Origin of the sequence: Mesorhizobium sp. M7A.F.Ce.TU.012.03.2.1 (genome assembly GCF_004006095.1) — a bacterium.
GTDB lineage: Bacteria > Pseudomonadota > Alphaproteobacteria > Rhizobiales > Rhizobiaceae > Mesorhizobium.
The window spans coordinates 4,347,720-4,372,971 of sequence record NZ_CP034779.1 but is presented as its reverse complement, the minus strand read 5'-3'; the positions used below and the strand labels follow the sequence as shown (position 1 = coordinate 4,372,971).

Here is a 25,252-nt window from a genome sequence, read left to right as displayed (position 1 = left end):
TCACATCATTCGGCCGCCGCCTGCTGCGGTTCTGGCAGCATGTCTTCCCTAGGCTTGAACAGCGAGGGCTGATCCCCCGCTTCGACCGGGCCCGTCTCGCCCTTGCGCTTCGACCAGAGCCCGACCAGCCAGCCCGAGAAATTCTCCATGTAGACATAGATCACCGGCGTCACGAACAGGGTCAGAGCCTGCGAGGCAAGCAGGCCGCCGACAACGGCAACGCCCAGCGGCTGGCGCAGTTCGGCGCTGGCCCCGGTGCCGAGCGCAATCGGGAACGTGCCCATCAGTGCCGCCAGCGTCGTCATCATGATCGGCCTGAACCGCATCAGGCAGGCCTTGTGGATCGACTCGGTCGCGGACATGCCTTCTCGTCGCAGTTCAAGCGCGACGTCGACCATCATGATGCCGTTCTTCTTGACGATGCCGATCAGCATCAGGATGCCGATCACCGCGATAACAGACAGATCCATGCCGGCGAAGCGCAGCGCAACGACCGCTCCCAGCACGGCCGATGGCAGGCCGGTAAGGATGGTCAGCGGGTGGATGAAGCTCTCGTAGAGGATGCCGAGCACGATATAGATGGTCAGGATTGCGCCGCCGACCAGAAAACCCTGGTTGGCAAGAGAATCCTGGAAGGTCTTGGCCGTGCCGGCGAAGGTCGTCGAGATCACCGTCGGCATGCCGATCTGCTCCTTGAGCGCATTGATGCGCGTCACGCTGTCGCCCAGCGCCACGCCCTGCGGCAGATTGTAGGAGATGGTCACGGCTGGAAGCTGGCCGAGTTGGTTGACCGTCAGGGCGCCGGCAGTGCGATCGACCCGGGCGAAGGCGCCGAGCGGAACAAGACTGCCGCTCGCCGTCCTCATCTGGATGGCCAGCATCCGCTCGGGCGACCACTCGATTTTGGGGTCGAGCTCGGTGATGACTTCGTAGCTGTCGGCCGAACCGAAGATTGTCGAAACCTGGTCGGTGCCGAACCCGCCATAGAGGGCGGAGCGCAACGTGTCGGTGTCGATACCGAGCTGGGCGGCCTTGTCGCGATCCACCACCAGCGTAGCCTGCAGCGCATTGTTCTGCAGGTCGCTGGTGACGTCGGTGAAGTTCGCATGATCTGCGGCCATCGCGTCGTTCAGTTTCTGCGCCCAGATATCGGTCAGGCCGGTATCAAGGCCCTGAACCACGAGCTGGTAGGCGCTGGCCGACGACCGCGAGCCCAGCCTCAAATTCTGCACCGGCTGCATATAGGTCTCGATGCCCGCCACGCCGGCCAGTTGCTTGCGCAGATCCGAAAGCACCTTCTCGATATCGGGGCGCTGGTCCTTGCCCTTGAGCTGGACGAAAAGCTGCCCCTGGTTGAGCGCATTGTTGCCGCTGCCCGCCGACCACGCCACATGGTCGACATAGGGCGAATGCGAGAAGACACTGGCGACCTGTCCTTGCAGCCTGGACATGGCGTCGAAAGAGATGTCCTGACGTGCGATGGTGGTCACCGATATCTGGCCGATGTCCTCCTGCGGGAAGAAACCCTTCGGCGAAGTCTGGATCAGCCACACCGACGCTGCCGCGGTGCCGACGAAGACGAGGAACACCAGGAAGGTGTGCCGCAGGCAGAAGCTCAAGACCCTGTCGTAGCCGCGGGTGACGAGGTCCGGCTTGTGGCCGGGGCCATGCTTGTCGCGGTCGGCTTTGGTCACCGACAGCAGCCGCGAGCACAGCATCGGCGTCAGCGTCAGCGACACGAACATCGACGCCAGGATGGCGACCGTCACCACGACGGCGAACTCGTTGAAGATGCGCCCGATGACGCCACCCATCAGCAGCACGGGGATGAACACCGCCACCAGAGAGATCGAGATCGAAATGATGGTGAAGCCGATTTCGCGCGCGCCCTTCAGCGATGCGTCGAAGGCCGACAGCCCGTCCTCCTCCATATGGCGGAAGATGTTTTCGAGCATCACGATGGCATCGTCGACGACGAGGCCGACCGCCAGCGTCAGGCCCATCAGCGATATGTTGTCGATGGAAAAGCCGAACAGGAACATCGCGCCGAGCGTGGCGATCAGCGAGATCGGCACCGCCACGGCCGGGATGATGGTCGCCGTCACCCGGCGCAGGAACACGAAGATCACCATGACCACCAGCGCGATGGTCAACAGCAGCGTGAACTGGACGTCATCGACGGCCTGACGGATCGAACTGGAGCGGTCGTTAAGCAGCTTGATGTCGGCGGCGGCCGGCATCTGGTCCTTGAAGGACGGCAGCATGGCCTTGACCTTGTCGACGACGTCGACGGTGTTGGCGTCGGGCTGGCGCTGCACCGCCATGATGATCGCGCGCGTACCGTCATACCAGCTCGCCGTGGTCGTCGTCTGCACCGAATCGACCACACGGGTCACCTCGCCCAACCGCACGGGGTGACCGTTTTTGGTGGCGATGATGATGTTGGAGAAGCCGGCGGCGTCGGTCAGCTGCGTGTTGGCGGTGATGGTAAGCTGCTGCTTGTCGTTCTGCAGCACGCCGAGCGGCGTGTTGCTGTTGGCCGAGGCGACCGCCGCCTGCAGCTGATCGATCGAGATGCCGCGCGCGGCAAGCGCGGTCGGGTCGATCTGGATGCGCACCGCGTATTTCTGTTGGCCGAAGATCGAGACCTGCGCCACGCCGTCTATGGTCGACAGCGACGGCGAGATGACATTTTCCGCGAAAGCATCGAGATCGGTCAGCGGAACCGTGTCGCTGACCAGCGACATCAAAAGGATCGGCGCGTCGGCCGGATTGACCTTGCGATAGCTCGGCGGCGCCGTCATCTGCGGCGGCAATGATTTCTGCGTGCGCGCGATCGCCGCCTGTACGTCGGCTGCTGCCGCGTCGATGTCGCGGTTGAGCACGAACTGGATGGCGATCGAGGTCTGGCCAAGCGAGTTCGTCGTCGAAATGGAATCGATGCCGGCGATGGTGGCGAACTGCTTGATCAGCGGCGTCGCCACCGATGTCGCCATGGTTTCCGGCGAGGCGCCGGGCAGCGAAGCCGAGACGTTGACCACCGGGAATTCGGCGCTGGGCAGTGCCGCCACCGGCAGGAACTTGTAGGCGAACAGTCCGCCCAGCACGAGGGCGAACGACATCAGAAGGGTGGCGACAGGCCTGCGTATGCAGAATTCGGAGATCATTGGGCTGCCTCGCCGGCGTTGCTCGCCTCGGCCACCTTGGGAGCAGCATTCGCCGTGGCCTTGCCCTCATGCACCGCGGCGCCGTCCTTCAGCCTCGTCTGGCCCTCAGTGACAACTTTCTCGCCGCTTTTCAGCCCCTGGCTGATGGCGCTGTTGTCGCCTTCGGTCAGCGCCACCTGCACCGGCCGCATCTCGACCGTGTTGTCCGGTTTGACGACATAGACGAACGGCCCCTTCTGGCTTGGCTGCACCGCGACCGTGGGAACCGATGTCATCTGCGGCAGGATGCCGGCGTCGAGCACGACATTCACATACTGGCCGGGCCATAGCGAAAGATCGGCATTGGGAATGCTTGCCCGCGTGGCAATCGTGCCCGACGCGGTGTCGACGCTGGAGTCGACGAAATCGAGCGTACCCTTGCCGATCGGCGTCGGGTCACCATCCTTGGTCAGTGTCACCGCGCCCTGCTGCGGGTTGGCGAGCGCCTTGTGCAGCAGGGCCAGGTTACTCTCGGGAAGATTGAAGTTGACCTGCAGCGGGTCCATCTGGGTGATGGTCACCAGCGGGGTCGCCGTGCTGCTGTTGCCATTGCTGACGGTGACGAGATCGCCGACGGCGACGCTGACAGCACCCAGCCTGCCGGAAATCGGCGCCGTGATCGTGGCGAAGCCAAGCTGGACATTGTCGGCGTCGATTGTCGCCTTGTCGGCATCGACAGTCGCCGCGGCAGCCTTCTGCGCGGCGACGGCCTGGTCGTAGGTCTGCTGCGTTCCGGCCTGCTTGGCGACCAGATCCTTGGCGCGCTGGAGATCGGACTGCGAGCTGGCGAGCATCGCCTGATCCTTGGCCAGCGCCGCCTGGTCCTTGGCAAGCTGCGCCTTCAGCGCCCGGTCATCGAGCGAAAACAGCAGATCGCCGGTCTTGACCATCTGCCCGTCCTTGACGTCGATGGACACGATCTGGCTGGACACCCGCGCGTTGATGTTGACGACGGCGGGAGAGGAGACGAAGCCGATCGCATAACGCCGGATCGGGAAATCGGCTGTCGAGGCGACGGCCGAGAGGATGGAGGCCGAGCGCCCGGCATTGTCGGCCTTCTTGTCCGAAGCCGCAGCCTGTTTGTCCGGCGCGGCAACCTGCTTTGCGCCGATGACCTGCTGGACCCTGCCAAGCGCGTCAGGCGAAAGATAGAGCCACCCGGCCGCACCCAGGCAGGCGACGGCCAGCAACGAAAGAACGACTTTTCCACGCATGGTCACAGGCCCTCTCCACCCGACACGTCGTGGTCTGATGGTTCTATTCCAGCGCGGCCCGTTGCCGCGATTTCGCCGAATAGATAGGACACGCCTTTGTCGGAAAAGGGCCAAAAGGCGGCATTACGAAGATTTAATGTGCACTGCACAATGGATGTGCAACACGGGGAGGCTCCCGATCCGGACGGTCCGCCGAGAGTGCGAATCCCGTCCCCCTACGATCGGCTGGTGCGCCCCACGGCCTATTTAAGCATCGGCCAAAGCGTCGCCGCCAGCAGCACGCCCATGGCGATGTTGAACCATTTCAGCCGCACCGGGTCCGACAGGAAACCGCGCAGTGCGGTGCCGAACCCTGCCCATACCGAGACGCTCGGCAAGTTGACGATGGTGAAGGCCACGGCGATCAACACCACCGACAGGAACGGGTGCTCGGCATTGGCATAGACGGCCATGGCGGTGATCGCCATCACCCACGCCTTGGGATTGACCCACTGGAATGCGGCCGCCTCGATGAAGCGCATAGGCCGCGCGTTCGTCTCGCCCTTGCCGGTCAGCGTGCGCGACATGGCGATCTTCCAGGCGAGGTACAAAAGATAGGCGCCGCCGGCGATCTTGAGCGCGGTATGCAGCGCCGGAAACGCCGTCAACACAGCGCCGAGGCCAAGACCGACGGCAAGCAGCAGCACGAGGAAACCCATGCTGATGCCCAGCATGTGCGGAACGGTTCTGACGAGGCCGAAATTCACGCCCGATGCCAGAAGCATGAGATTGTTTGGCCCCGGCGTGATCGACGTCACGAAGGCGTAGACAAGCAGGGCAAGGAATGCGTCGAGCGACATGGATATCCTCCCTGACAAGTCAGCACCGGAAGCCTCACTATGGAAGCTGGCTGACGCGTTCGGCGCCAGCCCCGCCGAAGTCCTACATCGCCTGCGGGCCGCGGTTCAACGCTGCCACGCCGGTGCGGCAGATTTCGACCAGGCCGAGCGGTTTCATGATGGCGATGAACTGGTCGATCTTGGAGCCTTTGCCGGTGATCTCGAAGATGAAATGCTCGGTGTTGGCGTCGATGACGCTGGCGCGGAACGCATCGGCCAGCCGCAACGCCTCGACCCGGGCCTCGCCGGTGCCGGCGACTTTGACCAGCGCCAGTTCGCGCTCCAGCGGCCGCTCCTGCCCGGATTCATGCGAACGCACGGTCAGGTCGACGACGCGGTGCACCGGCACGATGCGCTCGAGCTGGTGCTTGATCTGCTCCAGCACATGCGGCGTGCCGCGCGTCACGATGGTTATGCGCGACAAATGCTTTTCATGCTCGGTCTCGGAGACGGTCAGGCTCTCGATGTTGTAGCCACGCCCGGAAAACAGGCCGATGACCCTGGCAAGCACGCCCGGCTCATTGTCGACCAGCACGGAAAGCGTGTGGTTTTCCGGCTTTTCCGTCTCCTTGGCGATGAAATAGGCGGAGCCGGTCGGTTGTAGCTGTGCGTTCATGACATGAATCTCGATTTCAAGCTCTTGAGCTAATTCTTTGTTTGCGCAGGGCTTTCTGGCGACAGCCCTGCCTTGGTTCTGCCGGCTACACCAGTTCCCTGCCCTTGGCGTCGATGGCGTTGGCCACCGCCTCGTCGGTCGCCTCGTCGGGCAAGAGCATCTCATTGTGCGCCTTGCCCGATGGGATCATCGGGAAGCAGTTGGCGAGCGTCGCCACGCGGCAGTCGAACAGCACCGGCTTCCTGACCGAGATCATCTCCTTGATCGCGTCGTCCAGTTCGTCCGGCTTCTCGCAGCGAATGCCGTGTCCGCCATAGGCCTCGGCGAGCATGACGAAGTCGGGCATCGCCTCGGTGTAGGAATGCGACAGCCGGTTGCCGTGCAGCAGCTGCTGCCACTGCCGCACCATGCCCATATACTGGTTGTTCAGGATGAAGATCTTGATCGGCGCGTCGTGCTGCACGGCAGCGCTCATCTCCTGCATCGTCATCTGCACGGAGGCGTCGCCGGCGATGTCGATGACCAGCGCGTCGGGATGCGCGATCTGCACGCCGAGCGCCGCCGGCAGGCCGTAACCCATCGTGCCCAGCCCGCCTGACGTCATCCAGCGGTTCGGCTTCTCGAAATGATAGTGCTGCGCCGCCCACATCTGGTGCTGGCCGACCTCGGTGGTGATGTAGGTGTCCATGCCCTTGGTCAGTTCGTAGAGCCGCTCGATGGCGTATTGCGGCATGATCACGTCGTTGTTCATCTTGTAGGCGAGCGAGTCGCGCGCACGCCATTTGGCGATCTGCTCCCACCAGGGGTAGAGCGCCTTCTTGTCAGCCTTGGCGCTCGCGCGCCACAGCCGCACCATATCCTCCAGCACCCGGCCGACATCGCCGATGATCGGCACCTCGGTGTGGACGTTCTTGTTGATCGACGATGGATCGATGTCGATGTGGATCTTCTTCGAGTTCGGCGAGAAGGCGGTCAGCCGGCCGGTGATGCGGTCGTCGAAACGCGCGCCGATGCAGATCATCACGTCGCAATCATGCATGGCCATGTTGGCTTCATAGGTGCCGTGCATGCCGAGCATGCCCATCCAGTTCTTGCCCGATGCCGGATAGGCACCGAGGCCCATCAGCGTCGAGGTAATCGGGAAACCGGTAAGATCGACCAGTTCGCGCAGCAGATGGCTCGCTTCCGGGCCGGAATTGATGACGCCGCCGCCGCTATAGATGATCGGCTTCTTGGCGCTGGCCATCAGCTCGACCGCCGCCTTGACCTTTTCCAGGTCGCCCTGGACCTTGGGCTGGTAGCTGGTGCGCGGCGCGATCTGCGGCGGGACGTAGAATCCCCTGGCGAACTGCACGTCCTTCGGAATATCGACGACGACCGGACCGGGGCGGCCGGTGGTCGCGACATGGAAAGCCTCGTGGATGGTGGCGGCGAGCTCGTTGACGTCCTTCACCAGCCAATTGTGCTTGGTGCAGGGGCGCGTGATGCCGACCGTATCGCATTCCTGAAAAGCGTCGGAGCCGATCAGCGAGGTCGGCACCTGCCCCGTCAGGCAGACCAGCGGGATCGAATCCATCAGCGCGTCCTGCAGCGGCGTCACCGCATTGGTGGCGCCGGGGCCGGAGGTCACCAGCATGACGCCGGCCTTGCCGGTCGAGCGCGCATAGCCTTCGGCCGCATGGCCGGCGCCCTGCTCGTGGCGCACCAATATGTGCTCGACATCGTCCTGCTGGAAGATCTCGTCATAGATCGGAAGGACAGCGCCGCCGGGATAGCCGAAGACATGCTTGACGCCATTGTCCTTCAGCGCCTGCACCACCATTTCGGCACCTGTCATCTCGCGCCGCTCGTTCTGTCCGTTGCTCATCGGTCTGGTCCCGTACTGTCGCCATTGGGCGTTTGCTGGTCGTTTAGTCGTGTTTCAGGCAATAAAAAAGGCCCCCGAGGGAGCCTGTGTCTTGCGCATGGGGGGGTTTTCGCCCGGCGGTTACACCGCCTTGCCCACGCGCTTTCCTACGAGAATGAGTGCCGTTTTCATGGTGGCGGACACTAAGGGCGGGAAAGGCGGCCTGTCAACGGGAAAAATCGCGCCGGCGCGCGCAGCGTGCCGACGCGACTGCGGTGTCAGCCCGGCGCCTTGCAGCGGGAAACGCGCGGATCGCATTTGGACGCCTTCCTGGCCTGCATCTTCGCTGGCGGATGGTGGGGTGCCACCCTTGCCGGGGCATGGTGCTGGGGCATGCGCATTGCCAACGCTTGCTGATGCTGCTTTTGTTGCCCGGCTCCGCGTGCAAGACGCTGCCCCGAAACCGGCTTGGGCGACCCCCGGTTGAGCGACGATTTGACAACGATGCGTCCGTCGCCCGCAGTCCTGTCGGCATGCAGCTTGAGCGCATCGGCCTTCGCGCCGCTGCCGGCGGCCATCCGCTTGCTCACCGGCTTCACGACCGCCGGATTGCTGGCAGCCACCGCGCCGGGGGAAATGGCCTTGCCGCCGATCGCAGTCTTGGATCCCGCCACGATTTGCCCGTTCCCCTTTGCATTACCGGCAAGCCTCTTGATCTCGGCGCCCCTGGAAGCATCGAGCCGTGCACTGGCAAACACGCCTTTGCGCGGAGGAACCAGTTTTGCCGCCTTGATCGATTCGATGACGGGCTTCGGGAGTTGCTGCAGCCGGGGTCCGGCATTGATTGCAACGACCTGATTGCCAAGTCGCACGCGCGGCGCATTGTTGACCACGACCGTCTGGTTGATGATCGTCGTGTTGCGCATGATGACGACGTTCTCCTGCACCGGCCGCACCACCCTGACCAGATCGACCGCGCCGATCGCCGCCACAGGCACGAAACACCACCAGGCGTCGTCGAAGGCGACACCGACGTCGGGCGGCGCTGGAGCCCAGCCGACATCATTGCCGCCCTGACGCCACACCACCCAGGCTGGCGCCCATTGATCGCCGGCGATCCACACCCAGCCGAAATCGGGATCATACGCCCAGCGGCCATAGTGATAGACGACATCGCCGAATGGCTCGGTGGACTGCCAGTACCAGCCATCGTCGGTCCAGACCCACCTGCCTTCGGTGTACGGCCGCCATTCGGTACGGACCGAGGGAACCCAGACATCGCCGAATCGGGCCGAGGTTCGCCATCCGCCATAATTCGAAAGCCTTTCGCGGACGGTGACGGCAATTTCCGCCGCATGCGCCTGCGTTCCGGGCAGCACCAGCGGGCCGGTCAGGGTCGCGCTCAAGGCCATGACCGCGGCCATTGCTGCTGCGCGTCCACGCCGGCCAAGGGAGCGACATGAAGACGCTTGGATAAAAGGTATGATGATCATAACGGGCTCCAGAGTTCCGCATCCAGAAAATCCCGGGAACCGCCCTGTTGCCCGCCACCGCTTCCCGGCTTCTCACCGATCGGTTGTCATCGGCCCCGGTGACCGCATTGCGGCATTTGACCATCAATTTTGCGCGACCGGCGCGGCATTCACAAATGGAACGTTCGTTTCCGGCGCCGGAGCGATTCCGAAACCGCCTGGCGATCTCATTTCTAGGATAGACCATTGAAATCGCTGGAAACTATGGTGGGGCGTGACGAGGGCCGCCATCTCTGACGATACTTGATCGTCCGGCGGCAAGCCCGGCGGAGCCACCACCATGACGATCTGGATTTCACGGGAGGAAACCTGATGCTCGACAAGCCCTCTAGCAAGAACACGGCCCCTAGCAAGAAACTGTCTGACCTGCTCGATCAATTCGGCGCCGCGCTGGCTGCCAATGACATCGAGAAGGCGGTCGATTGCTTTCAAGAGGATTGCTACTGGCGCGACCTCGTTACCTTCACCTGGAACATCAAGACCATGGAAGGCCGCGACCAGGTCCGCGACATGCTGAAAAGCCAATTGTCGAACACCAGGCCGTCGCACTTCGCCATCGCCAAGGGCGAGGACGCGACCGAGAGCGGCGAACTGATCGAGGGCTGGATCAGCTTCGAGACGGAGGTGGCACGCGGCTTCGGCCATGTCAGGCTGAAGAACGGCAAGATCTGGACGCTGCTGACCACCATGGCCGAACTGAAAGGCCACGAGGAGCCGGCAGGCTTTGCGCGGCCGATGGGCGCCAGGCACGGCTCGGGCAAGAACCGTCCGACATGGAAGGAAGAACGCGAGAGGGAAGCCGCCGAGCTCGGCTTCAAGACCCAGCCCTATACGGTCATCATCGGCGGCGGCCAGGGCGGCATCGCGCTCGGCGCGCGGCTGCGGCAGCTTGGCGTGCCGACGATCATCATCGAGAAAAACGAGCGGGCCGGCGACAGCTGGCGCAAGCGCTACAAGTCGCTCTGCCTGCATGACCCGGTCTGGTACGACCATCTGCCCTACATCGATTTCCCCAAGAACTGGCCGGTCTTCTCGCCCAAGGACAAGATCGGCGACTGGCTGGAAATGTACACCAAGGTGATGGAGCTGAATTACTGGTCCTCGACCGAGGCCAAAAGCGCCTCCTATGACGACAAGACCAAGGAATGGACGGTTGTCGTCCACCGCGACGGCAGGGACATTACGCTGAAGCCCAAGCAGCTGGTGCTGGCGACCGGACAGTCCGGCAAGGCCAATCTGCCGAAATTCAAGGGCATGGAAACCTTCAAGGGTGACCAGCACCACTCGTCGAAGCATCCGGGTCCCGACGCCTATGCCGGCAAAAAGGCCGTTGTCATCGGATCCAACAATTCCGCCCATGACATCGCTGCCGCACTTTGGGAAGCTGGTGCCGACGTGACCATGGTGCAGCGCTCGAGTACCCATATCTCCAGGTCCGACACGTTGATGGAAATCGGACTGGGTTCGCTCTATTCGGAGCAGGCGCTGCAGAATGGCATCACCACCGCCAAGGCCGATCTCATCTTCGCTTCGCTGCCTTACAAGATCCTGCACGAGTTCCAGATCCCGGCCTATGCCGAGATGAAGAAACGCGATGCGGCGTTCTACAAGGGATTGGAAAAGGCGGGTTTCATGCTCGACTGGGGCGACGACGAGTCCGGCCTGTTCATGAAGTACCTCAGGCGCGGCTCTGGCTATTACATCGATGTTGGCGCCTCGCAGCTGGTTATCGATGGTTCGATCAAGCTGAAGAGCGGCGTCGACGTCGAAGAGATCAAGCAGCACTCTGTTCTGCTCGGCGACGGGTCGGAACTGCCTGCGGATCTCATCGTCTATGCCACGGGCTACGGCTCGATGAACGGCTGGGCCGCCGATCTGATATCCCGCGAAACCGCAGACAAGGTCGGCAAATGCTGGGGCCTCGGCTCGAACACCACCAAGGATCCCGGCCCCTGGGAAGGCGAGTTGCGCAACATGTGGAAGCCGACGCAACAGGAGGCGCTGTGGTTCCACGGCGGCAATCTGCACCAGTCACGACACTATTCGCAGTTCCTGGCGCTGCAGTTGAAAGCCAGGCAGGCCGGCTTGGCGACGCCGGTCTACGGGCTGCAGCAGGTGCACCACAAGGGATAGGCGAGCGCCATTCCTGCGGAGAAAAAACGGAAGGAGGCATGGCTTGCACCCTGCCTCCTTCCTTCGAGGGAATTACGCCGGCTTACCCGCGGCGAACTGCGTCACCACCCGCTGCAGCAGCGGCACGTAATCGCGAAACGCCCGTGTCTTCATGTTGGCGATCTTGCCGCTCTCGTCCCAGATGCGGACCCGGACCGCTTCCTCGTGGAACGGGTTCTTGCGGAACTCGGCCACTTCATCGGCGCTCATCGGCCCGCCCTGCAGCGACAGCGTATGCACTGAGGCCTGCGAAAGCCTGCCGAAATAGGTCGGGTCGGTGGCGCAGAGATAGCGCTTGGCCGCGACATGCAGCCTCACGCATTCGACGATGACCGGCGGAAAGAACGGCGCCAGCACCTCGCCGCCGGCTTCGTCATGATGCTTGTCCTCGACATCCTCGGGCGAATAGGTGCCGAACTCGCTGGTGTAATGGCCGATGTCGTGCAGCAGCGCCGCCGCCACCAGTTCGTCGGGCGCACCGTCCTTTTCGGCGAACCAGGCGCCCTGCAGCATGTGCTCAGACATGGTGACTGGTTCGCCGAGATAGGATTCGGCACCCCGGCGCTCGAAGATGTCGGCGATGAACTCGACGATGGTGTCCGCGTTCAAATCCTGGCCGCTCATTCCGCCGCCTCCTTGAACCCATGCTCGATTGCGGCCAGCGTCGACAGCAGACCGTCCTTGTCTGCGTAACAGCCCTGCAGCCAGCGCTTGCCGGTACCGGAAAACGCTTTGCGGGCATGCATGACGCGCGTGTTGTCGACGATGAACGCCTGCCCCGCTTCGAGCTTGAACGTCACCTCGAAGGATGGATTCTCGATCAGTTCCGCAAACCGGCGATAGGCGGCGTAGTACGCTTCCATATCGCTGAACGGCACGTCGACCGTCGGCGCCAGGGAGCGGTTGTTGAAGCGGATGCAAATCAGCTCGCCATCGGGCCCGAGCTCGATCATCGGCCGCTTCGCCTGCAGCCGCACGCCGGAAGAGCCGGCATATTCGAAGCGCGCCGGGCATGAGCTCAGCAGCCGGAAGCCTTCCGGGTTCTCAGCCTGCAGCGCAGCCGCGACGGCAAACCCATCGACGACACTGGACTCGCCGCCCTCAACCGTATTTTCGATGCAGGACAGAATCTGCAGCGTCGGCACAGGGTCGCGATAGGGGTTGTCGGTGTGCGCCTGGAGGCCGAGATTCGTGTAGGCGAGATTGTTCGGATTGACCTCGGCGCGCACTTCGAACCAGCGCCCGTAATTGGTCTCCCTGATGTAGCCGAACAGATCGGACACTTTGCACAGCGCCCCGGATTCGGACGGCAGATCGTCCATCACCGCGAAGCCATAGGTTTTCACCGCCGACAGCCATTGCCCCAGCACAGCACGATCGCGGCTGGCCGCAACATAGCCGGCGCGCGGTACCGAATTCTGCATCGAGGCCTTGGTCCATCGCACGGTGGCCTCGCCTGTCCAGCCCGGCTGGCGGCCTGCGTCACGATCATAGGCATTGGCGCTCAGCCATGCCGCGGGAAAGCTGACCGTCTTCTGCTCGGGCACGAAGCTGACTTCCAGGGCGCCGCCTTTGATCGACGCGGCGCCGATCCTGGTGTTGGCGGGAATGTCGAGAATGGTGATGAGCCGTTGACCATTGCCGGCGCTGCGCGTCTTGTCGTCCAGCGCATTGTCGCGCAGCCACATGGCATGAAAACGGCTGCGCGACCCGTCCTGCCAGCCAAGGTCGATTGTTCTGCCTTCGTCGCCGATCAGCGCGTGGGTGAGCATGGAGATCCGTTCCTGTTCGTTGCGTCCCCCGCAGCCTGATCCGCAGGGTTTCGATTGCATGTTGATCGCGCGACAGGCATAACTCAAATTATCATTTTTTAGCCAATGGCCGCAGAATACTTATGGCTCGTACAAATACACCCGTGCCGCCTCTGGACTGGCTGCGCAGTTTCGAGGCGGCGGCGCGGCTGTCGAATTTCACCGCGGCGGCAGCCGAGCTCGGTCTCACCCAGGCAGCCGTCAGCCAGCACATCCGGTTTCTCGAGGAGCGGCTCAAGACACGTTTGTTTTCGCGGCTGGCGCGGGGCGTTGCACTGTCGCCGGAGGGGGCAGCCTACCTGCCTCACATCCAGTCGGCCTTCGCCACCATCGGCAACAGCACCGCGGAACTGTTCGAGCCGCGTGCCGTCCAGACCGTGACCATCCGGGCGCCGATCTCCTTTGCCTTGCTCATGCTGGTTCCGGCGCTGCCAGATCTCGCCAAGGCACTGCCGCGCATCCAACTCGATCTGGTGACGATCCATCGCCCTGCCGACTACGATCTGCCGGGCTCGGTGCTCGACATCCGCTTCGGCAGCGGATCCTTCCCCGGACGCGAAGCCGACAGGCTGACCGCCGAGCGGCTCGTGCCGGTGGCCGCACCTGCGCTCGCCGGCGACGACGACTGGCCTTCCCTGCCGCTGCTTCTGGTCGCCGGCGCGCGCGAGATGTGGGCGGAATGGTTCGCCGCCGCTGGACTGGCTGGCCATCCCAGACGATCACACCGCTTCGATAGTTTCGTCACCGCCATGGAGGCGGCGAGCGCCGGCGCCGGCGTGCTCTTGGGCTCGCGGCCGCTGGTCGATGCGGCGCTCGACAGCAAGACGCTGGTCAGGCTTTCCGACTATGAACTTTCCAGCACATCGGGGCATTTCCTGACCAAGGCGTCGACAGCACGCCTGACCGGAGCCGAACAGGATTTCCGCCAATGGCTGCTCCTGCGCCTCTCCGCGCCGGCATGACTGGTTATGAGATTGGCCCGATCCGCTTCCAGTAGATCAACGTGCCGGTCAGCCCGCCATGCGGCTTCAGGGCATAGTCCGGTATCTCTCCGGCCAGCGTGAAGCCCAACCGCTCATAGAGGCCTGAGGCGCCCTCCTCGGTCGCCGTGTCCAGAACCAGCAGCGTGCGGCCCTTCTCAACGGCGAGGCTCTCGGCGGCTCGCATCAGGCGCGTTCCCACACCCCTGCCCCGGCAATCGACTGATGTCATCAGCTTGGCGATCTCGGCCCGGTGCGGCTGGTTGGGCGGACAATCGAGCAGCAAGGTCACTGTGCCGACCAGGTTTTTGCCGTCCCAGGCGCCAAGCACCGCTCTTTCGCCCCTTGCCGCCGCGGCCAGCGATTTCTCCCAGAACGTCCTTGCCGCCTGCGGCGCCAACGGATGCATGAAGCTGACCGAACCGCCGGTCGCCACCGTTGCGACCAGCAATTCGGCCAACATGTCCTGCGTCTCGGCAGTCGGGTTCAGGGGTGCGATCTCGATCGAGTTCATGTGCAGGATATCCTGTGATTGCAATAGAAGCGGGCGCATTGCTGTCAGTCCAGACGGTGCGCGCGGCGTCGCTTTCGCGCCGCCTTGATGGCGCTGATGCGGTCGGCGTCTTCGTGCCCGAGATGCCGCCCGCGCTCGAGGATCTCGAGCGTGTACTCCTCATAGGTCAGGCCAAGCCGCTCGGCTCTGTCCATGCGCAGCAGCATCACCTCGTGGCTGGGCGCCTTCCACGCCTTGGCATGGGCGGCCTGCCAGGCAAGGAAGATGTAGGGATCGCCCTTGCCCCATGGCGGACCCTTGTACTCATCGAGAGGCGGCCCCCCATTGTGGGAGCGCTTTGGTCTTCTTGCCATTGTGTCAGCCCCTGACCAGCGCGACGAGATAGTCGGCGCCAGGCTCCAGGGCATGGAAGGTGCAGTCCGACGGCGCCCCGAGCGCCAGGCAGTCGCCTGATACAAGCCTGTGCACTGTCTCACCTTCGACGAATTCGAGCCGCCCGGAAATCAGCCATATCTGCTGCTTGATGAAGGCGTATGAAGCGGCCGGAAAACTGACCTTGGCGCCCGCCGGCAGATGCACCTTGATCAGTTCCAGCGGCATATCGCCAGCCGGCGAAAGATGCCGCCTGACATAGCCGGTGTCGGGATCGCGCCACACCGGCTGGTCGGCCTCGCGCAATATCCCGCCGCCCTGCAGCTCCGCGCGTGCGATCAAGGTCGACAGCGTCATGCCGAAGGCCGACGCGATGCGCACCAGAAGCGCCGCCGTCGGGCTGGTCTTGCCACGCTCGATCGTGCTGAGCATCGCCTTCGAGACGCCGGAACGCTCCGCGAGTTCGGCCAGGGACCAGTCGCGCACGATTCTTTCGGCGTGTATCCTGCGGCCGATCGTCGAGGAAATGTCGTTCGCTATATCATCCATATGTCTATTATAGCGAAAAATAGACGCCGGAGAAGAGCCGCCTTGCGACAATTTTCACGAGCCCCTTAACGCTCTCTACACCATCCGACCTCATCGGGCTTTAACCCCATTCGGGTAGGATCGATGCTCCAGGGAAATGGGGATTGGCCTGTCCATGTATGTCGAACGCGAAGCCTCCGTTGGAGAACCGACATCGCAGGAGCGCCGCGACGCAGAGCAGAACGACAAGCGCATCCTCGGCAATGTCGTGCAATGCGATGGCGCACGCGCCACCATCAGCGCCTATGCGAATGACGCCGACGGCGCGGTGACCGGCCTGTGGACGGTCGGCAAGATGATTTCCATCAATCTCGGATCGACGCGAACCGTCGGCCTGGTCTACGCAATCGGCAAGTCGGACCGCGCCTGGAGCAATGAGGGCCAGAACGCCATCGAGGTCAGCATCGAGCTGATCGGCGAAGTCCGTGACGGAGCAGAGCCCGGCGCCAAACCGGTCTTCGATCGGGGCATCACCACCTATCCGCATATCGGCGCCGTTGCGCATCGGATCCGCACCCGCGACCTGCAGGCGGTCTATGACCTCGCCGGGCGTCATTCGATCACGATCGGCACGCTCGCGCAGGACGAGACGATCGCCGCCAACATCGCCATCGACGATACGCTGGCGCGTCACTTCGCCATTGTCGGCACGACCGGCGTCGGCAAATCCACCGCCGTCTCGCTGCTGCTGCGCAAGTCGATAGCGGCACGGCCGGATCTGCGCATCTTGATCCTCGATCCGCACAACGAGTTCGCTGCATCGCTGCCCGAATACTGCGTCAGGGTCGATTCCAAAACCTTGGATCTGCCGTTCTGGATGTTCAAGCTCGAGGAATTCGCCGAGGTGCTGTTCCGGGGCCGCGAGACCGAGCCGGAAGAAATCGACGCCTTGCGCGACCTTATCCCGGCCGCCAAGAATCTCTACCGCAACCCGAATTCGGGCTCCTATATCAGGCGCGGCAGCGATGCGTTGACCGCCGATACGCCGGTGCCTTACCGCATCGCCGACCTGCTCAAGCAGATCGATGAGCGCATGGGCATGCTCGAAAGCAAGACCGATCGCCCGACACTCAAATCGCTGAAGACGCGCATCGAATCGGCGGCCGCCGATCCACGCTACCGCTTCATGTTCAACTCGCGCCTGATCGAGGACACCATCCACGAGACGATCGGCAACATCTTCCGCGTGCCGCATCATGGCCGCCCGGTAACCTGCTTCGAGATGGCCGGCATGCCGTCGGAAGTGGTCAATTCGGTCTGCTCGGTGCTGGCGCGCCTGGCCTTCGACCTCGCTCTGTGGAGCGAGGGCAAGCTGCAGCTCCTGTTTTTATGCGAAGAAGCGCACCGCTATATGCCGGCCGATCCGCGCCTCGGCTTCGCGCCGACAAGGCACGCGCTGTCGCGCATTGCCAAGGAAGGCCGCAAATATGGCTGCTATCTCGGCGTCGTCACCCAGCGCCCGGGCGAGCTCGACCCGACCATCCTTTCGCAATGCTCGACCTTCTTCGCCATGCGGCTTGCCAATGAGCAGGACCAGGCGATCATCCGCTCCGCGATTGCCGACTCTTCCGCCTCGACGCTTGCCTTCCTGTCCTCCATGGGCCAGCGCGAAGCCATCGCCTTCGGCGAAGGCGTGGCGACGACCATGCGGCTGAAGTTCGAAAAACTGCCGAGCGACCTGCTCCCCGGCACCGCAAAACGCGAAGAGGCCACGTCGAAGCCAGGCGACGATGTCGATCTGGTGGCGATCGTGGAACGACTGCGCAATGTGCCTAAATCAACGCAGCAGGCGATGGCCTTCGCCGAGGTCGTCGATTCGGGCCGCCAGGCCGGCGACCCCGACTACCGCAAGCCACCCGCCGCACGCGCGCCATCGGACGACGATTTCGACATGCGCTACGGCCTAAAGCCCGCAACCTTCGGCCTGCGCCCGCAAAACGATTAGGTCAGCAGCGCCAAATCCTCTGCCTTCTGACCGAGAAGCCGCGCCAAGCTTGCGCCCTTGCCCAGCCCGCTCGGATAAATCCCGTCAGGGAATTCGTCAGGCTGAGTCGGGTGGTGCTGTTTTCGAGAACCGAAGCGGAGCGGACGTTTGAGTCCGTGAGCACCGGAAGCGCAGAAAACGGCGCCAGACGGCCAGCCTCACGAATTCAGTGATGCGATTTCAGGCGCAGACGCGGTTACGGCCCTGCCTCTTCGCCTCGTAAAGCTGGCGGTCGGCGCGGCGATAGAACTCTTCCGCTGTTTCCTTGCGGTCCCAGACGGCGAGCCCGACGCTGGTGGTGATCTTGAGGCGGACATTGCCCGACAGCACCGACATGTTGGCAATCGCCTTGCGGATGCGCTCGGCAAACTTGCCCAGAAGCTCGGCGTCCATGTTGGGCGTGACCACGGCGAACTCCTCGCCGCCCAATCGCGCCACCACATCGTGGTAGCGCGTCATGTCCTTGAGACAGTTCGCGACGGCCTTGAGCACTTCGTCGCCGACGTCATGGCCGTGGGTGTCGTTGACCTGCTTGAAATGGTCGAGATCGAGGATCATCAGCCCGACGGGCTTTTCGATGCGCCGGAATTCCTCGAGATACTCCTTCAGCGCATCATCGAAATAGCGCCGGTTCTGCATGCCGGTCAGGCCATCGGTCAGCGCCGCATGCTCGAATGTTTCCGAGCGCGCGCTGAGCGAGACCGTCATGGCGCGTAGCTTGCCTTCCTCCATCGCCTGTTTGCGGATCAGCGGATAGATGAAGAAGATGCCGAAGAACAGCGCGGTGGCCAGGAGCACGCCGGTCGCGAACAAGAGCTTGTTGAGATAGATGACCTTGTCCAGACCCGAAACCGTATGCAACTCGTCGGCGAAGGATTGCAGAAGTCCGTAAGCATGCAGCGTCACCAGGCCGGCGGCCAGGATCACGAATATAAAGACGAAAAATGCTGATTCCGCCTTGTGGAAACGCATCTGCTCCCCGTTGGAAAAGTGCCCACTGATCTTATGGCACGGGCGGGCTTACGGAGGGTTAATTTGGACAACCACCACGGGAACCTTTCCTTGCATGTAACCTTTTCAGGTTGTATCGGAAGCAAGCGCTGAGATCGTGGTTTCCAGATCATCACCGGGGCGCAATCTCAGCCATTCCGGCCCCAATTGATGCCTGAACCAGGTGGTTTGCCGCTTGGAATATTGCCTGGTCGCGATCTTGGCGCGTTCGATTGCCTCGGGAAAGCCAATCTCTCCGGCCATCGCTGCCTGCAGTTCGCGAACGCCGATCGCTTTCATCGCCGGCAATTCGGGATCGAGGCCAAGTGCTGCAAGCCGCTTGACCTCGTCCAGCGCGCCCTTGTCCAGCATCTGGTCGAAGCGTTTGTCGATCCGAGCGACCAACGCCGCCCGATCCGGCTCGATCACGAAGAAACGTGCGCTTTCCCTGTCGATGAGCGGCTGGCCGCGTTCTGCCTGCCATTCCAGGATCGAACGGCCAGACGCATCGAGAACCTCCAATGCCCGCACGACGCGCTGGCTGTCGGTTGGCTTGAGCATCATGGCCGCCGCCGAATCCTCGCGCAGCAGCAGGCTGTGCAGCTTGACGGCGCCCTGCTCCTTCAACTCATAGCGCCAGCGGTCGCGGACCCGCTGCGGAATGTCGGGCATTTCCGAAATGCCCTCGGCCAGCGCGCGAAAGTAGAGCCCGGTGCCGCCGACAAAAATCACTGGCCGTTCGGAGAATGTGCCGTCCTCGATCAGCTTCATCACGTCGCGCAGCCAGGCGCCGGTGGAATAGGCGGTGGCCGGGTGGACATGGCCATAAAGATAATGCGGTGCGCGGGCGAGGTCGGCCGCCTCCGGCCGGGCGGTCAGCACGTCGAGCACCGAATAGCCCTGCATGGAATCGGTGTTGACGACCACGCCACCCCTGCGCTCGGCCAGATCGAGCGCAAGCGCCGACTTGCCGCTGGCGGTCGGCCCGGCTATCAGGATCGCGTTCTTCACGCGGCCCTCGCCCGCCTTCCCGCCGGAATGTTTCATGCCGCTCATCGCCACGCTTGTTTCCCGTCCCACTGAGCGCGCTTTGTCGCTGTCGCTTGCGAATATGGCCTCACGGTCGGTCGGCGCAAGCGCTGTTGTCTGGCTGGCCGAAGGTATTGCCTGCGATCTCGTCCTGCCTGAGGCAGCCGACGACGCCGTCACGAGTGCCGTCTTGCGCACGGCACTTGCCAGCGAGGCCGTCGACGTGATCGTCCAGCAGGCGGAAACCCGCCGCAAGAAAATCCTGATCGCCGACATGGATTCAACCATGATCGACCAGGAATGCATCGACGAGCTGGCCGACGAGATCGGCGTCAAGGATCATGTTGCGGCCATCACCGCGCGATCCATGAATGGTGAGATCGCCTTCGAACCGGCTTTGCGTGAACGGGTGGCGTTGCTCAAGGGCCTCGACGCCGCCGTGGTCGATCGCATCGTCGCCAATCGCCTGACGCTGGCAGCGGGCGGCCGTGTTCTGGTCCGGACCATGCGCGCCAACGGCGCCTGGACGGCACTCGTGTCTGGCGGCTTCGAGGTCTTCACGACGCGCATCGCCGCCATGCTCGGTTTCCAGGAGAACCGCGCCAATCGCCTGCTCGAGCAGGACGGCCGCTTCACCGGGCTGGTCGGCGAACCGATCCTCGGCCGCGCCGCCAAGGCCGACGCGCTGATCGAAATTTCAGCGCGCCTTGGTCTGACGCCCGCCGACGCCATCGCCGTCGGTGACGGCGCCAATGATCTCGACATGATCCGCCTTGCCGGTACCGGTGTCGCGCTCCACGCCAAGCCGACGGTGGCGGCACAGGCCAAGGTCCGCATCGATCATGGCGACCTGACCGCGCTGCTCTATGTGCAGGGCTACAGGCAGGAGGAGTTTATGCAATGAAACCAATGCGTACCGAGCGCCTGATCCTGCGCAACTGGGAAGATCGCGACCGCGACCTGTTCCACCGCATCAACTCCGACGACCGGGTCATGGAGTTCTTTCCATTCCGCCGCGACCGCGCCGAGGCGGATGCCAAGATGGACGAGCTCAGGGCCTGGACCACGAAGGACGGATACGGTTTTGCGGCCGCCGAGATCACCGCCACCGGTGAATGCATCGGCTTCATCGGTCTCCTCGACACCGATCATGTGCCATCCCTGCCAGCCGGCACCATCGAGATCGGCTGGCGGCTGGCACCTGAGTTCTGGGGCAAGGGCTATGTCACCGAGGCAGCCGAAGCGTGGCTGGCCTACTGCTTCGAGACGCTTGGCCTCGATGAAATCGTATCATTCGCCGTCGCGGCCAACCGCCGCTCCACCGCCGTCATGCAACGCCTCGGCATGAGCGCGGATCCGTCCGGCGATTTCGACCACCCCAGCATTCCCGACAGCCATCCCGCGCTCAAGCGCCATGTCCTGTACAGACTGTCGCGCCAAGACTGGCAGGCAAGAAAAAGGGCGGCCCGCTAGCCGCCCTTTCCATTCAAGATGAGGATTTTTTCGCCGGATCTTCCGGATATCAGTCCATCCGGATCGTCACGAACCTGAGCTCGCCGGTCTTCGAGGCCAGCATCAGCAGCGCATTCTTGCGCCCCTGTTCCTTCAAGGCGCCGATGCGGTCCATGACATCCTTGGGCGTGGCAACCGATTCCTGTGCGATCTCGGTGATCACCTCGCCGGGCTGGATGCCGCGTTCGGCGGCTGCCGAGTCCTTGGTGACGTCGGTGATGACGACGCCCGAAACATCGGCCGCAATGCTGAACTTCTTGCGTGTCTCGTCGTTCAGTTCGCCGACCGTCATGCCGAGCACCGAAGCAGTGGAAACGGCCGGAGCCTTGTCGCCCTTGTCCTGATCGGTGTTGCTGCCCTCCTCGCTGCTGGCGAGCTTCTCGCCATCCTCGAGCCGGCCGAGCGTCACTTTCACGGTCTGCTCGACACCCTTGCGCACGATGAGCACATCGACCGCCTTGCCAACCGGGCTTTCGGCGACGACGCGCGGCAGATCGCGCATCTCATGGATGTCCTTGCCGTCGAACTTGATGACGACGTCGCCCGCCTGGATGGTGCCATTGTCGACCGGGCCACCCTTGATCACGCCGGCGACCAGCGCGCCCCTGGCGGTCGCCATGCCGAGGCTTTCGGCGATGTCGTCGGTCACCGGCTGGATGCGCACGCCGAGCCAGCCGCGCCGCGTCTCGCCGAACTGGCGCAACTGGTCGACGACGCCGGACGCGAGCTGGGCGGGGATGGAAAAGCCGATGCCGATCGAACCGCCGGAAGGCGAAATGATCGCCGTGTTGATGCCGATGACTTCGCCGGCGCTGTTGAACAGCGGTCCGCCGGAATTGCCACGGTTGATCGCGGCATCGGTCTGGATGAAGTCATCATAGGGGCCGGAATTGATGTCGCGGTTGCGGGCAGAGACGATGCCGACCGTGACCGTGCCGCCGAGGCCGAACGGATTGCCGATCGCCATCACCCAGTCGCCGACGCGCATCTTGGTGGAATCGCCGAACTTCACCGCCGTCAGCTTGTGGCCTTTCGGATCGACCTTGAGCACGGCGACATCGGTCTTGGTGTCGGTGCCGACCAGCGTCGCCTTCAAGGTGACACCATCGGAGAAATTGACCTCGATGTCGTCGGCATCGGCAATGACATGGTTGTTGGTGACGACGATGCCTTGCTCGGCATCGATGACGAAGCCGGAGCCCAGCGACTGCACCTTCTGCGAGCCGTTGTCCTTGTCACCGCCGCGGTTCTTGAAGAAATCGTCGAAGAAATCCTGGAAGGGCGACCCCTCGGGCAATTGCGGCATCGGCACCGCGCCCGGGCCTTCGGTGCCCTTGACCGTCTGCGAGGTCGATATGTTGACCACTGCGCCGAGCAGGCCTTGCGCCAGATCGGCGACCGAAGCGGGTCCATCGGCGGCAAATGTCGGCGTCACGAAGGACGGGACAGCGACTGCGCTGACAAGAAGTGCCGCCGCGCCGGCGATGAATGTCCGCCGAGCCGCGCACAGAATTGTATTGGATGTCATCGAGAAGCCTCCCGGTATCCTTGAAAAGAAAAGCGCTTCGACGAAAACGCCGCGTCACGCCATGTTGGCAAAAAATACGGCACGTTTGCGGCTATGACTATCGGCAGAGGATAAATCATCGCCGCCGTCATGCGCCCCGTACCAGCCAGACGATGCCCACGCCGATCACGATCGCCGCCAGTCCGGCGATCCGCAGCGCGTTCTCGGGCAGAGACAGCACTTCGGTGGCAAGTTTCCTGGCCAGGCCGGGAAAACCGCCATAGACCAGACCCTCTATGACAAGGACCAGGCCCATGGCGGCAAGAAAATCCTGCACCGGCCGCTACTGGCCGGTGCTGGGCTGTGCCGCCGGCGACGGCACCCGCCGCGCCGGAGCGTTTGGCGCAGGCGAAGCCGGCTTTGCCGGCCCCTCGCCGCCGTCAGGATTGCGGAAGAAGCGGAAGAACTCCGAGTTCGGCGACAGCACCATCGTCGTTCCGGTGTTGTCCAGCGCCGTGCCATAGGCATTCATCGACCGGTAGAAGTCGAAGAAGGCCGGATCGCGCTGATAGGCTCCCGCGAAGGTGGCGCTGCGCTGGGCTTCGCCCTCGCCGCGCAGGATTTCCGACTCTTTCTGCGCTTCGGCGACGATCTCGACCACTTCGCGATCGGCGCGGGCGGTGATGCGCTGTGCCGCTTCATTGCCGCGCGCCCTCAGCCGCGCAGCTTCCGCCAGGCGTTCCGCCTTCATGCGGTCGAAGGTCTGCTGCGAGACTTCGGCCGTGAGATCCGTGCGGCGGATACGGACATCCTCGATCTGCAGGCCGAGCGATGTGGCGTCGGGCCTGAGCTGGTCGCGGACTTCGCGCATCATCACGGTGCGCTGTTCGGAAAGTGCGGCCTCGAAATCACGCAGACCGTAGACACGGCGCAAGGCAGCGTCGAGACGCGTCCTGAGCCGGGCTTCTGCCAGTTCGATCTGACCCGACACGGTGGAGCGGAAGACCCGCGGATCCGAGATGCGGTAGGCGATGAAGGCGTCGACCTCATAGAACTTGCCGCCTGACACCTGGACGCGGATGTTGTCGAGGTCGAAGCGCAGCACCCGGTTCTCGATCAACTGCACGGTGTCGGCGTCGAAGAACGAGAACGGCGCCTTGAAGTAGATGCCGGGTTCGCTCTTGACGTCGACGATCTCACCGAACCTGAGCACCAGCGCCTGCTGGCGCGCATTGACCACGAAGACCGACGAATAGAGCAGGAACAGGATAACCGCTGCTGCGACGACGATGATGGGAAGACGGTTGGCCATCACTGGTTACCTCCCGTAACGCCACTGGGCGCAGCGGGTGCCGGCGCTTTCGGTTGCAATGCCGGCAGCGGCAGATAGGGAACGACCCCTTGCCCGTTGCCCTGCTCGACGATGACCTTGCTCGAATCCTTCAGAACCTTCTCCATGGTTTCCAGGTAGAGGCGCTTGCGCGTTACATCGGGCGCCTTGGCATATTCGTCATAGACCGAGATGAAGCGCTGCGCCTCACCCTCGGCTTCCTGCACGACCCGGTTCTTGTAGGCGGCCGCGTCTTCGCGGATCTGTGCGGCCTCGCCGCGCGCCTGCCCGAGCTTCTGGTTGGAGTACTGGTTGGCCTGCTCGACGAACTTGTCCTCGTCCTGCTCGGCGCGCTGCACTTCGTCGAACGCATCGGCCACTTCGCGTGGCGGTGCCGCATCCTCAATCGAGACGGCGTTGACGTTGAGACCGGCCTTGTAGCCGTCCAGCGTCGTCTGGATGATTTCACGCACCGAGGCGGCAATGCCCTGGCGGTCGTCGCGGAAGATGTCCTGCGCCGGCCGGCGGCCGACGGCTTCACGCATGGCGCTTTCGGCTACCTGCCGCAGCATACCGTCGGGATCGGACACATCGAACAGATACGCGCTCGGGTCGGAGACTTGATAGGCCACCGAGAACTGGACGTTGACGATGTTCTGGTCGCCGGTAAGCATCAGCCCGGACGTGTTGCCACTCGTCGCGCCGCCGCCGCCGATATCGACGAGCTGCTCGGAAATCTTGGCCGTCTCGACGGTTTCGAGCGGCCACCAATGGAAATGCAGGCCAGGCTGCGACAGTTCGGTCTTCGGCTTGCCGAAGCGCAATTCGACCGCGACCTCGTCGGGCTGCACGGTATAAACCGCCTTGAACGCCCACAGCACGACAAGTGCAGCCGCGATCAGCGCGAAGATAGCCGGGCTCGCGCCGCCGCCACCCGGAAGAGCGCGCCGCAGCCGGTCCTGGCCGCGGCGGATGATGTCTTCGAGATCGGGAGGCGAGCCCTGTGGCCCGCTGGGTCCCTTTGGACCCTGCCCCCAGGGTCCTTGATTGTTGCCGCCGCCACCCCATGGGCCGCCGCCACCGCCGCTTTTGTCGTTCCAGGGCATGAATGTCCTTTCGCTTGGAATTCCCTCAAGCGCCGGTATTACGGCGCAAAATCCAGTATTGTTCT

The 25,252-nt window shown here is 63.3% G+C and carries 22 protein-coding genes; 5 read left to right on the top strand and 17 right to left on the bottom strand.

Translation table 11 applies throughout. The features are described 5' to 3' along the window. Nucleotides 1–5: 5 nt before the first annotated feature. The 6 genes from EJ079_RS21330 to EJ079_RS21305 all read right to left on the bottom strand — a co-directional run bounded on the left by EJ079_RS21330 (nucleotide 6) and on the right by EJ079_RS21305 (nucleotide 9,184). A complete protein-coding gene (locus EJ079_RS21330) occupies nucleotides 6–3,167 on the bottom strand; it encodes an efflux RND transporter permease subunit (RefSeq protein ID WP_127810044.1) in 3,162 nt (1,053 codons plus the stop codon). Further along, complete coding sequence (locus EJ079_RS21325; protein ID WP_127811382.1) at nucleotides 3,164–4,420, bottom strand: efflux RND transporter periplasmic adaptor subunit; 1,257 nt, start codon at nucleotides 4,418–4,420, stop codon at nucleotides 3,164–3,166. The genes EJ079_RS21330 and EJ079_RS21325 overlap by 4 nt, the downstream gene beginning before the upstream one ends. 242 nt (nucleotides 4,421–4,662) lie before the next feature. After that, the gene (locus tag EJ079_RS21320; protein ID WP_127271476.1) at nucleotides 4,663–5,259 is read right to left on the bottom strand and encodes a LysE family translocator; all 597 of its coding nucleotides are present in this window, start codon (nucleotides 5,257–5,259) and stop codon (nucleotides 4,663–4,665) included. Between the two features lie 82 nt (nucleotides 5,260–5,341). Then, complete coding sequence (ilvN, locus tag EJ079_RS21315; RefSeq protein WP_023757090.1) at nucleotides 5,342–5,914, bottom strand: acetolactate synthase small subunit; 573 nt, start codon at nucleotides 5,912–5,914, stop codon at nucleotides 5,342–5,344. Between the two features lie 85 nt (nucleotides 5,915–5,999). Then, complete coding sequence (locus tag EJ079_RS21310; RefSeq protein ID WP_127810043.1) at nucleotides 6,000–7,781, bottom strand: acetolactate synthase 3 large subunit; 1,782 nt, start codon at nucleotides 7,779–7,781, stop codon at nucleotides 6,000–6,002. A 257-nt stretch (nucleotides 7,782–8,038) separates the two neighbouring features. Next, complete coding sequence (locus tag EJ079_RS21305) at nucleotides 8,039–9,184, bottom strand: DUF6600 domain-containing protein (RefSeq protein ID WP_127810042.1); 1,146 nt, start codon at nucleotides 9,182–9,184, stop codon at nucleotides 8,039–8,041. Between the two features lie 420 nt (nucleotides 9,185–9,604). Between EJ079_RS21305 and EJ079_RS21300 the strand changes: the two genes are divergently transcribed. Then, nucleotides 9,605–11,425, top strand: a complete 1,821-nt coding sequence (locus EJ079_RS21300; protein ID WP_127395421.1) for an NAD(P)/FAD-dependent oxidoreductase — start codon at nucleotides 9,605–9,607, stop codon at nucleotides 11,423–11,425. Nucleotides 11,426–11,497: 72 nt separating this feature from the next. Here EJ079_RS21300 and EJ079_RS21295 read toward each other — a convergent pair whose 3' ends face one another. Both EJ079_RS21295 and EJ079_RS21290 read right to left on the bottom strand, forming a co-directional pair. Then, nucleotides 11,498–12,088, bottom strand: a complete 591-nt coding sequence (locus EJ079_RS21295) for an HD domain-containing protein (RefSeq protein ID WP_127395420.1) — start codon at nucleotides 12,086–12,088, stop codon at nucleotides 11,498–11,500. Further along, entirely contained in the window at nucleotides 12,085–13,236 is a 1,152-nt protein-coding gene (locus EJ079_RS21290; protein WP_127395419.1) for a gamma-butyrobetaine dioxygenase, read from the bottom strand. Before EJ079_RS21290 ends, EJ079_RS21295 begins: the two co-directional genes overlap by 4 nt. A gap of 122 nt (nucleotides 13,237–13,358) precedes the next feature. Between EJ079_RS21290 and EJ079_RS21285 the strand changes: the two genes are divergently transcribed. Then, nucleotides 13,359–14,237, top strand: a complete 879-nt coding sequence (locus EJ079_RS21285; RefSeq protein WP_127810041.1) for a LysR family transcriptional regulator — start codon at nucleotides 13,359–13,361, stop codon at nucleotides 14,235–14,237. A gap of 4 nt (nucleotides 14,238–14,241) precedes the next feature. Here EJ079_RS21285 and EJ079_RS21280 read toward each other — a convergent pair whose 3' ends face one another. Genes EJ079_RS21280 through EJ079_RS21270 form a run of 3 tightly spaced genes read right to left on the bottom strand, consistent with a single transcriptional unit; the run spans nucleotide 14,242 to nucleotide 15,690 of the window. Further along, entirely contained in the window at nucleotides 14,242–14,769 is a 528-nt protein-coding gene (locus tag EJ079_RS21280) for an N-acetyltransferase (RefSeq protein WP_127810040.1), read from the bottom strand. 44 nt (nucleotides 14,770–14,813) lie between these two features. After that, nucleotides 14,814–15,122 carry a hypothetical protein gene (locus EJ079_RS21275; RefSeq protein ID WP_127268618.1) on the bottom strand — a complete coding sequence of 103 codons (309 nt, stop codon included), beginning with the start codon at nucleotides 15,120–15,122 and terminating at the stop codon, nucleotides 14,814–14,816. Nucleotides 15,123–15,126: 4 nt separating this feature from the next. Beyond that, nucleotides 15,127–15,690: an XRE family transcriptional regulator gene (locus tag EJ079_RS21270; RefSeq protein WP_127395416.1), complete on the bottom strand. Its 564-nt coding sequence runs from the start codon at nucleotides 15,688–15,690 to the stop codon at nucleotides 15,127–15,129. Between the two features lie 154 nt (nucleotides 15,691–15,844). Between EJ079_RS21270 and EJ079_RS21265 the strand changes: the two genes are divergently transcribed. Further along, on the top strand, nucleotides 15,845–17,674 hold the full coding sequence (locus EJ079_RS21265; RefSeq protein WP_127328926.1) for an ATP-binding protein: 1,830 nt from the start codon (nucleotides 15,845–15,847) through the stop codon (nucleotides 17,672–17,674). 219 nt (nucleotides 17,675–17,893) lie between these two features. Here the strand turns inward: EJ079_RS21265 and EJ079_RS21260 are convergent, their stop codons facing one another. Both EJ079_RS21260 and miaA read right to left on the bottom strand, forming a co-directional pair. Beyond that, entirely contained in the window at nucleotides 17,894–18,685 is a 792-nt protein-coding gene (locus tag EJ079_RS21260; RefSeq protein WP_127810039.1) for a GGDEF domain-containing protein, read from the bottom strand. A gap of 105 nt (nucleotides 18,686–18,790) precedes the next feature. Further along, nucleotides 18,791–19,759 (bottom strand): tRNA (adenosine(37)-N6)-dimethylallyltransferase MiaA, encoded by a 969-nt coding sequence (gene miaA, locus EJ079_RS21255; RefSeq protein WP_127810038.1) that lies wholly within the window; start codon nucleotides 19,757–19,759, stop codon nucleotides 18,791–18,793. Between miaA and serB the strand changes: the two genes are divergently transcribed. Together serB and EJ079_RS21245 are read left to right on the top strand one after the other, a co-directional pair. Further along, on the top strand, nucleotides 19,749–20,636 hold the full coding sequence (serB, locus tag EJ079_RS21250; RefSeq protein ID WP_127810037.1) for a phosphoserine phosphatase SerB: 888 nt from the start codon (nucleotides 19,749–19,751) through the stop codon (nucleotides 20,634–20,636). The two genes, miaA and serB, sit on opposite strands and share 11 nt — an antisense overlap. Beyond that, nucleotides 20,633–21,205: a GNAT family N-acetyltransferase gene (locus EJ079_RS21245; RefSeq protein ID WP_127810036.1), complete on the top strand. Its 573-nt coding sequence runs from the start codon at nucleotides 20,633–20,635 to the stop codon at nucleotides 21,203–21,205. The genes serB and EJ079_RS21245 overlap by 4 nt, the downstream gene beginning before the upstream one ends. Nucleotides 21,206–21,254: 49 nt before the next feature. Here the strand turns inward: EJ079_RS21245 and EJ079_RS21240 are convergent, their stop codons facing one another. The 4 genes from EJ079_RS21240 to hflK all read right to left on the bottom strand — a co-directional run bounded on the left by EJ079_RS21240 (nucleotide 21,255) and on the right by hflK (nucleotide 25,187). Then, nucleotides 21,255–22,772, bottom strand: a complete 1,518-nt coding sequence (locus EJ079_RS21240; RefSeq protein WP_127271780.1) for a DegQ family serine endoprotease — start codon at nucleotides 22,770–22,772, stop codon at nucleotides 21,255–21,257. Between the two features lie 127 nt (nucleotides 22,773–22,899). Next, nucleotides 22,900–23,088 (bottom strand): DUF2065 domain-containing protein, encoded by a 189-nt coding sequence (locus EJ079_RS21235; RefSeq protein ID WP_023813072.1) that lies wholly within the window; start codon nucleotides 23,086–23,088, stop codon nucleotides 22,900–22,902. 6 nt (nucleotides 23,089–23,094) lie between these two features. Further along, on the bottom strand, nucleotides 23,095–24,063 hold the full coding sequence (locus tag EJ079_RS21230) for a protease modulator HflC (RefSeq protein ID WP_127810035.1): 969 nt from the start codon (nucleotides 24,061–24,063) through the stop codon (nucleotides 23,095–23,097). Continuing rightward, nucleotides 24,063–25,187, bottom strand: coding sequence for an FtsH protease activity modulator HflK (gene hflK / locus EJ079_RS21225; RefSeq protein ID WP_023813074.1), 1,125 nt, complete (start codon nucleotides 25,185–25,187; stop codon nucleotides 24,063–24,065). The genes EJ079_RS21230 and hflK overlap by 1 nt, the downstream gene beginning before the upstream one ends. Nucleotides 25,188–25,252: the final 65 nt, after the last annotated feature.

Bases quoted from the DNA above. Each gene is read 5' to 3' on its own strand.
- EJ079_RS21275 (WP_127268618.1), bottom strand. From the start codon at position 15,122: ATGGCAAGAAGACCAAAGCGCTCCCACAATGGGGGGCCGCCTCTCGAT.
- EJ079_RS21325 (WP_127811382.1), bottom strand. From the start codon at position 4,420: ATGCGTGGAAAAGTCGTTCTTTCGTTGCTGGCCGTCGCCTGCCTGGGT.
- EJ079_RS21305 (WP_127810042.1), bottom strand. From the start codon at position 9,184: ATGGCCGCGGTCATGGCCTTGAGCGCGACCCTGACCGGCCCGCTGGTG.
- miaA (WP_127810038.1), bottom strand. From the start codon at position 19,759: ATGAGCGGCATGAAACATTCCGGCGGGAAGGCGGGCGAGGGCCGCGTG.
- EJ079_RS21230 (WP_127810035.1), bottom strand. From the start codon at position 24,063: ATGGCCAACCGTCTTCCCATCATCGTCGTCGCAGCAGCGGTTATCCTG.
- EJ079_RS21285 (WP_127810041.1), top strand. From the start codon at position 13,359: ATGGCTCGTACAAATACACCCGTGCCGCCTCTGGACTGGCTGCGCAGT.
- ilvN (WP_023757090.1), bottom strand. From the start codon at position 5,914: ATGAACGCACAGCTACAACCGACCGGCTCCGCCTATTTCATCGCCAAG.
- EJ079_RS21310 (WP_127810043.1), bottom strand. From the start codon at position 7,781: ATGAGCAACGGACAGAACGAGCGGCGCGAGATGACAGGTGCCGAAATG.
- EJ079_RS21240 (WP_127271780.1), bottom strand. From the start codon at position 22,772: ATGACATCCAATACAATTCTGTGCGCGGCTCGGCGGACATTCATCGCC.
- serB (WP_127810037.1), top strand. From the start codon at position 19,749: ATGCCGCTCATCGCCACGCTTGTTTCCCGTCCCACTGAGCGCGCTTTG.
- EJ079_RS21330 (WP_127810044.1), bottom strand. From the start codon at position 3,167: ATGATCTCCGAATTCTGCATACGCAGGCCTGTCGCCACCCTTCTGATG.
- EJ079_RS21280 (WP_127810040.1), bottom strand. From the start codon at position 14,769: ATGAACTCGATCGAGATCGCACCCCTGAACCCGACTGCCGAGACGCAG.
- EJ079_RS21265 (WP_127328926.1), top strand. From the start codon at position 15,845: ATGTATGTCGAACGCGAAGCCTCCGTTGGAGAACCGACATCGCAGGAG.
- EJ079_RS21270 (WP_127395416.1), bottom strand. From the start codon at position 15,690: ATGGATGATATAGCGAACGACATTTCCTCGACGATCGGCCGCAGGATA.
- EJ079_RS21295 (WP_127395420.1), bottom strand. From the start codon at position 12,088: ATGAGCGGCCAGGATTTGAACGCGGACACCATCGTCGAGTTCATCGCC.
- EJ079_RS21260 (WP_127810039.1), bottom strand. From the start codon at position 18,685: ATGCGTTTCCACAAGGCGGAATCAGCATTTTTCGTCTTTATATTCGTG.
- EJ079_RS21290 (WP_127395419.1), bottom strand. From the start codon at position 13,236: ATGCTCACCCACGCGCTGATCGGCGACGAAGGCAGAACAATCGACCTT.
- EJ079_RS21245 (WP_127810036.1), top strand. From the start codon at position 20,633: ATGAAACCAATGCGTACCGAGCGCCTGATCCTGCGCAACTGGGAAGAT.
- EJ079_RS21320 (WP_127271476.1), bottom strand. From the start codon at position 5,259: ATGTCGCTCGACGCATTCCTTGCCCTGCTTGTCTACGCCTTCGTGACG.
- hflK (WP_023813074.1), bottom strand. From the start codon at position 25,187: ATGCCCTGGAACGACAAAAGCGGCGGTGGCGGCGGCCCATGGGGTGGC.
- EJ079_RS21300 (WP_127395421.1), top strand. From the start codon at position 9,605: ATGCTCGACAAGCCCTCTAGCAAGAACACGGCCCCTAGCAAGAAACTG.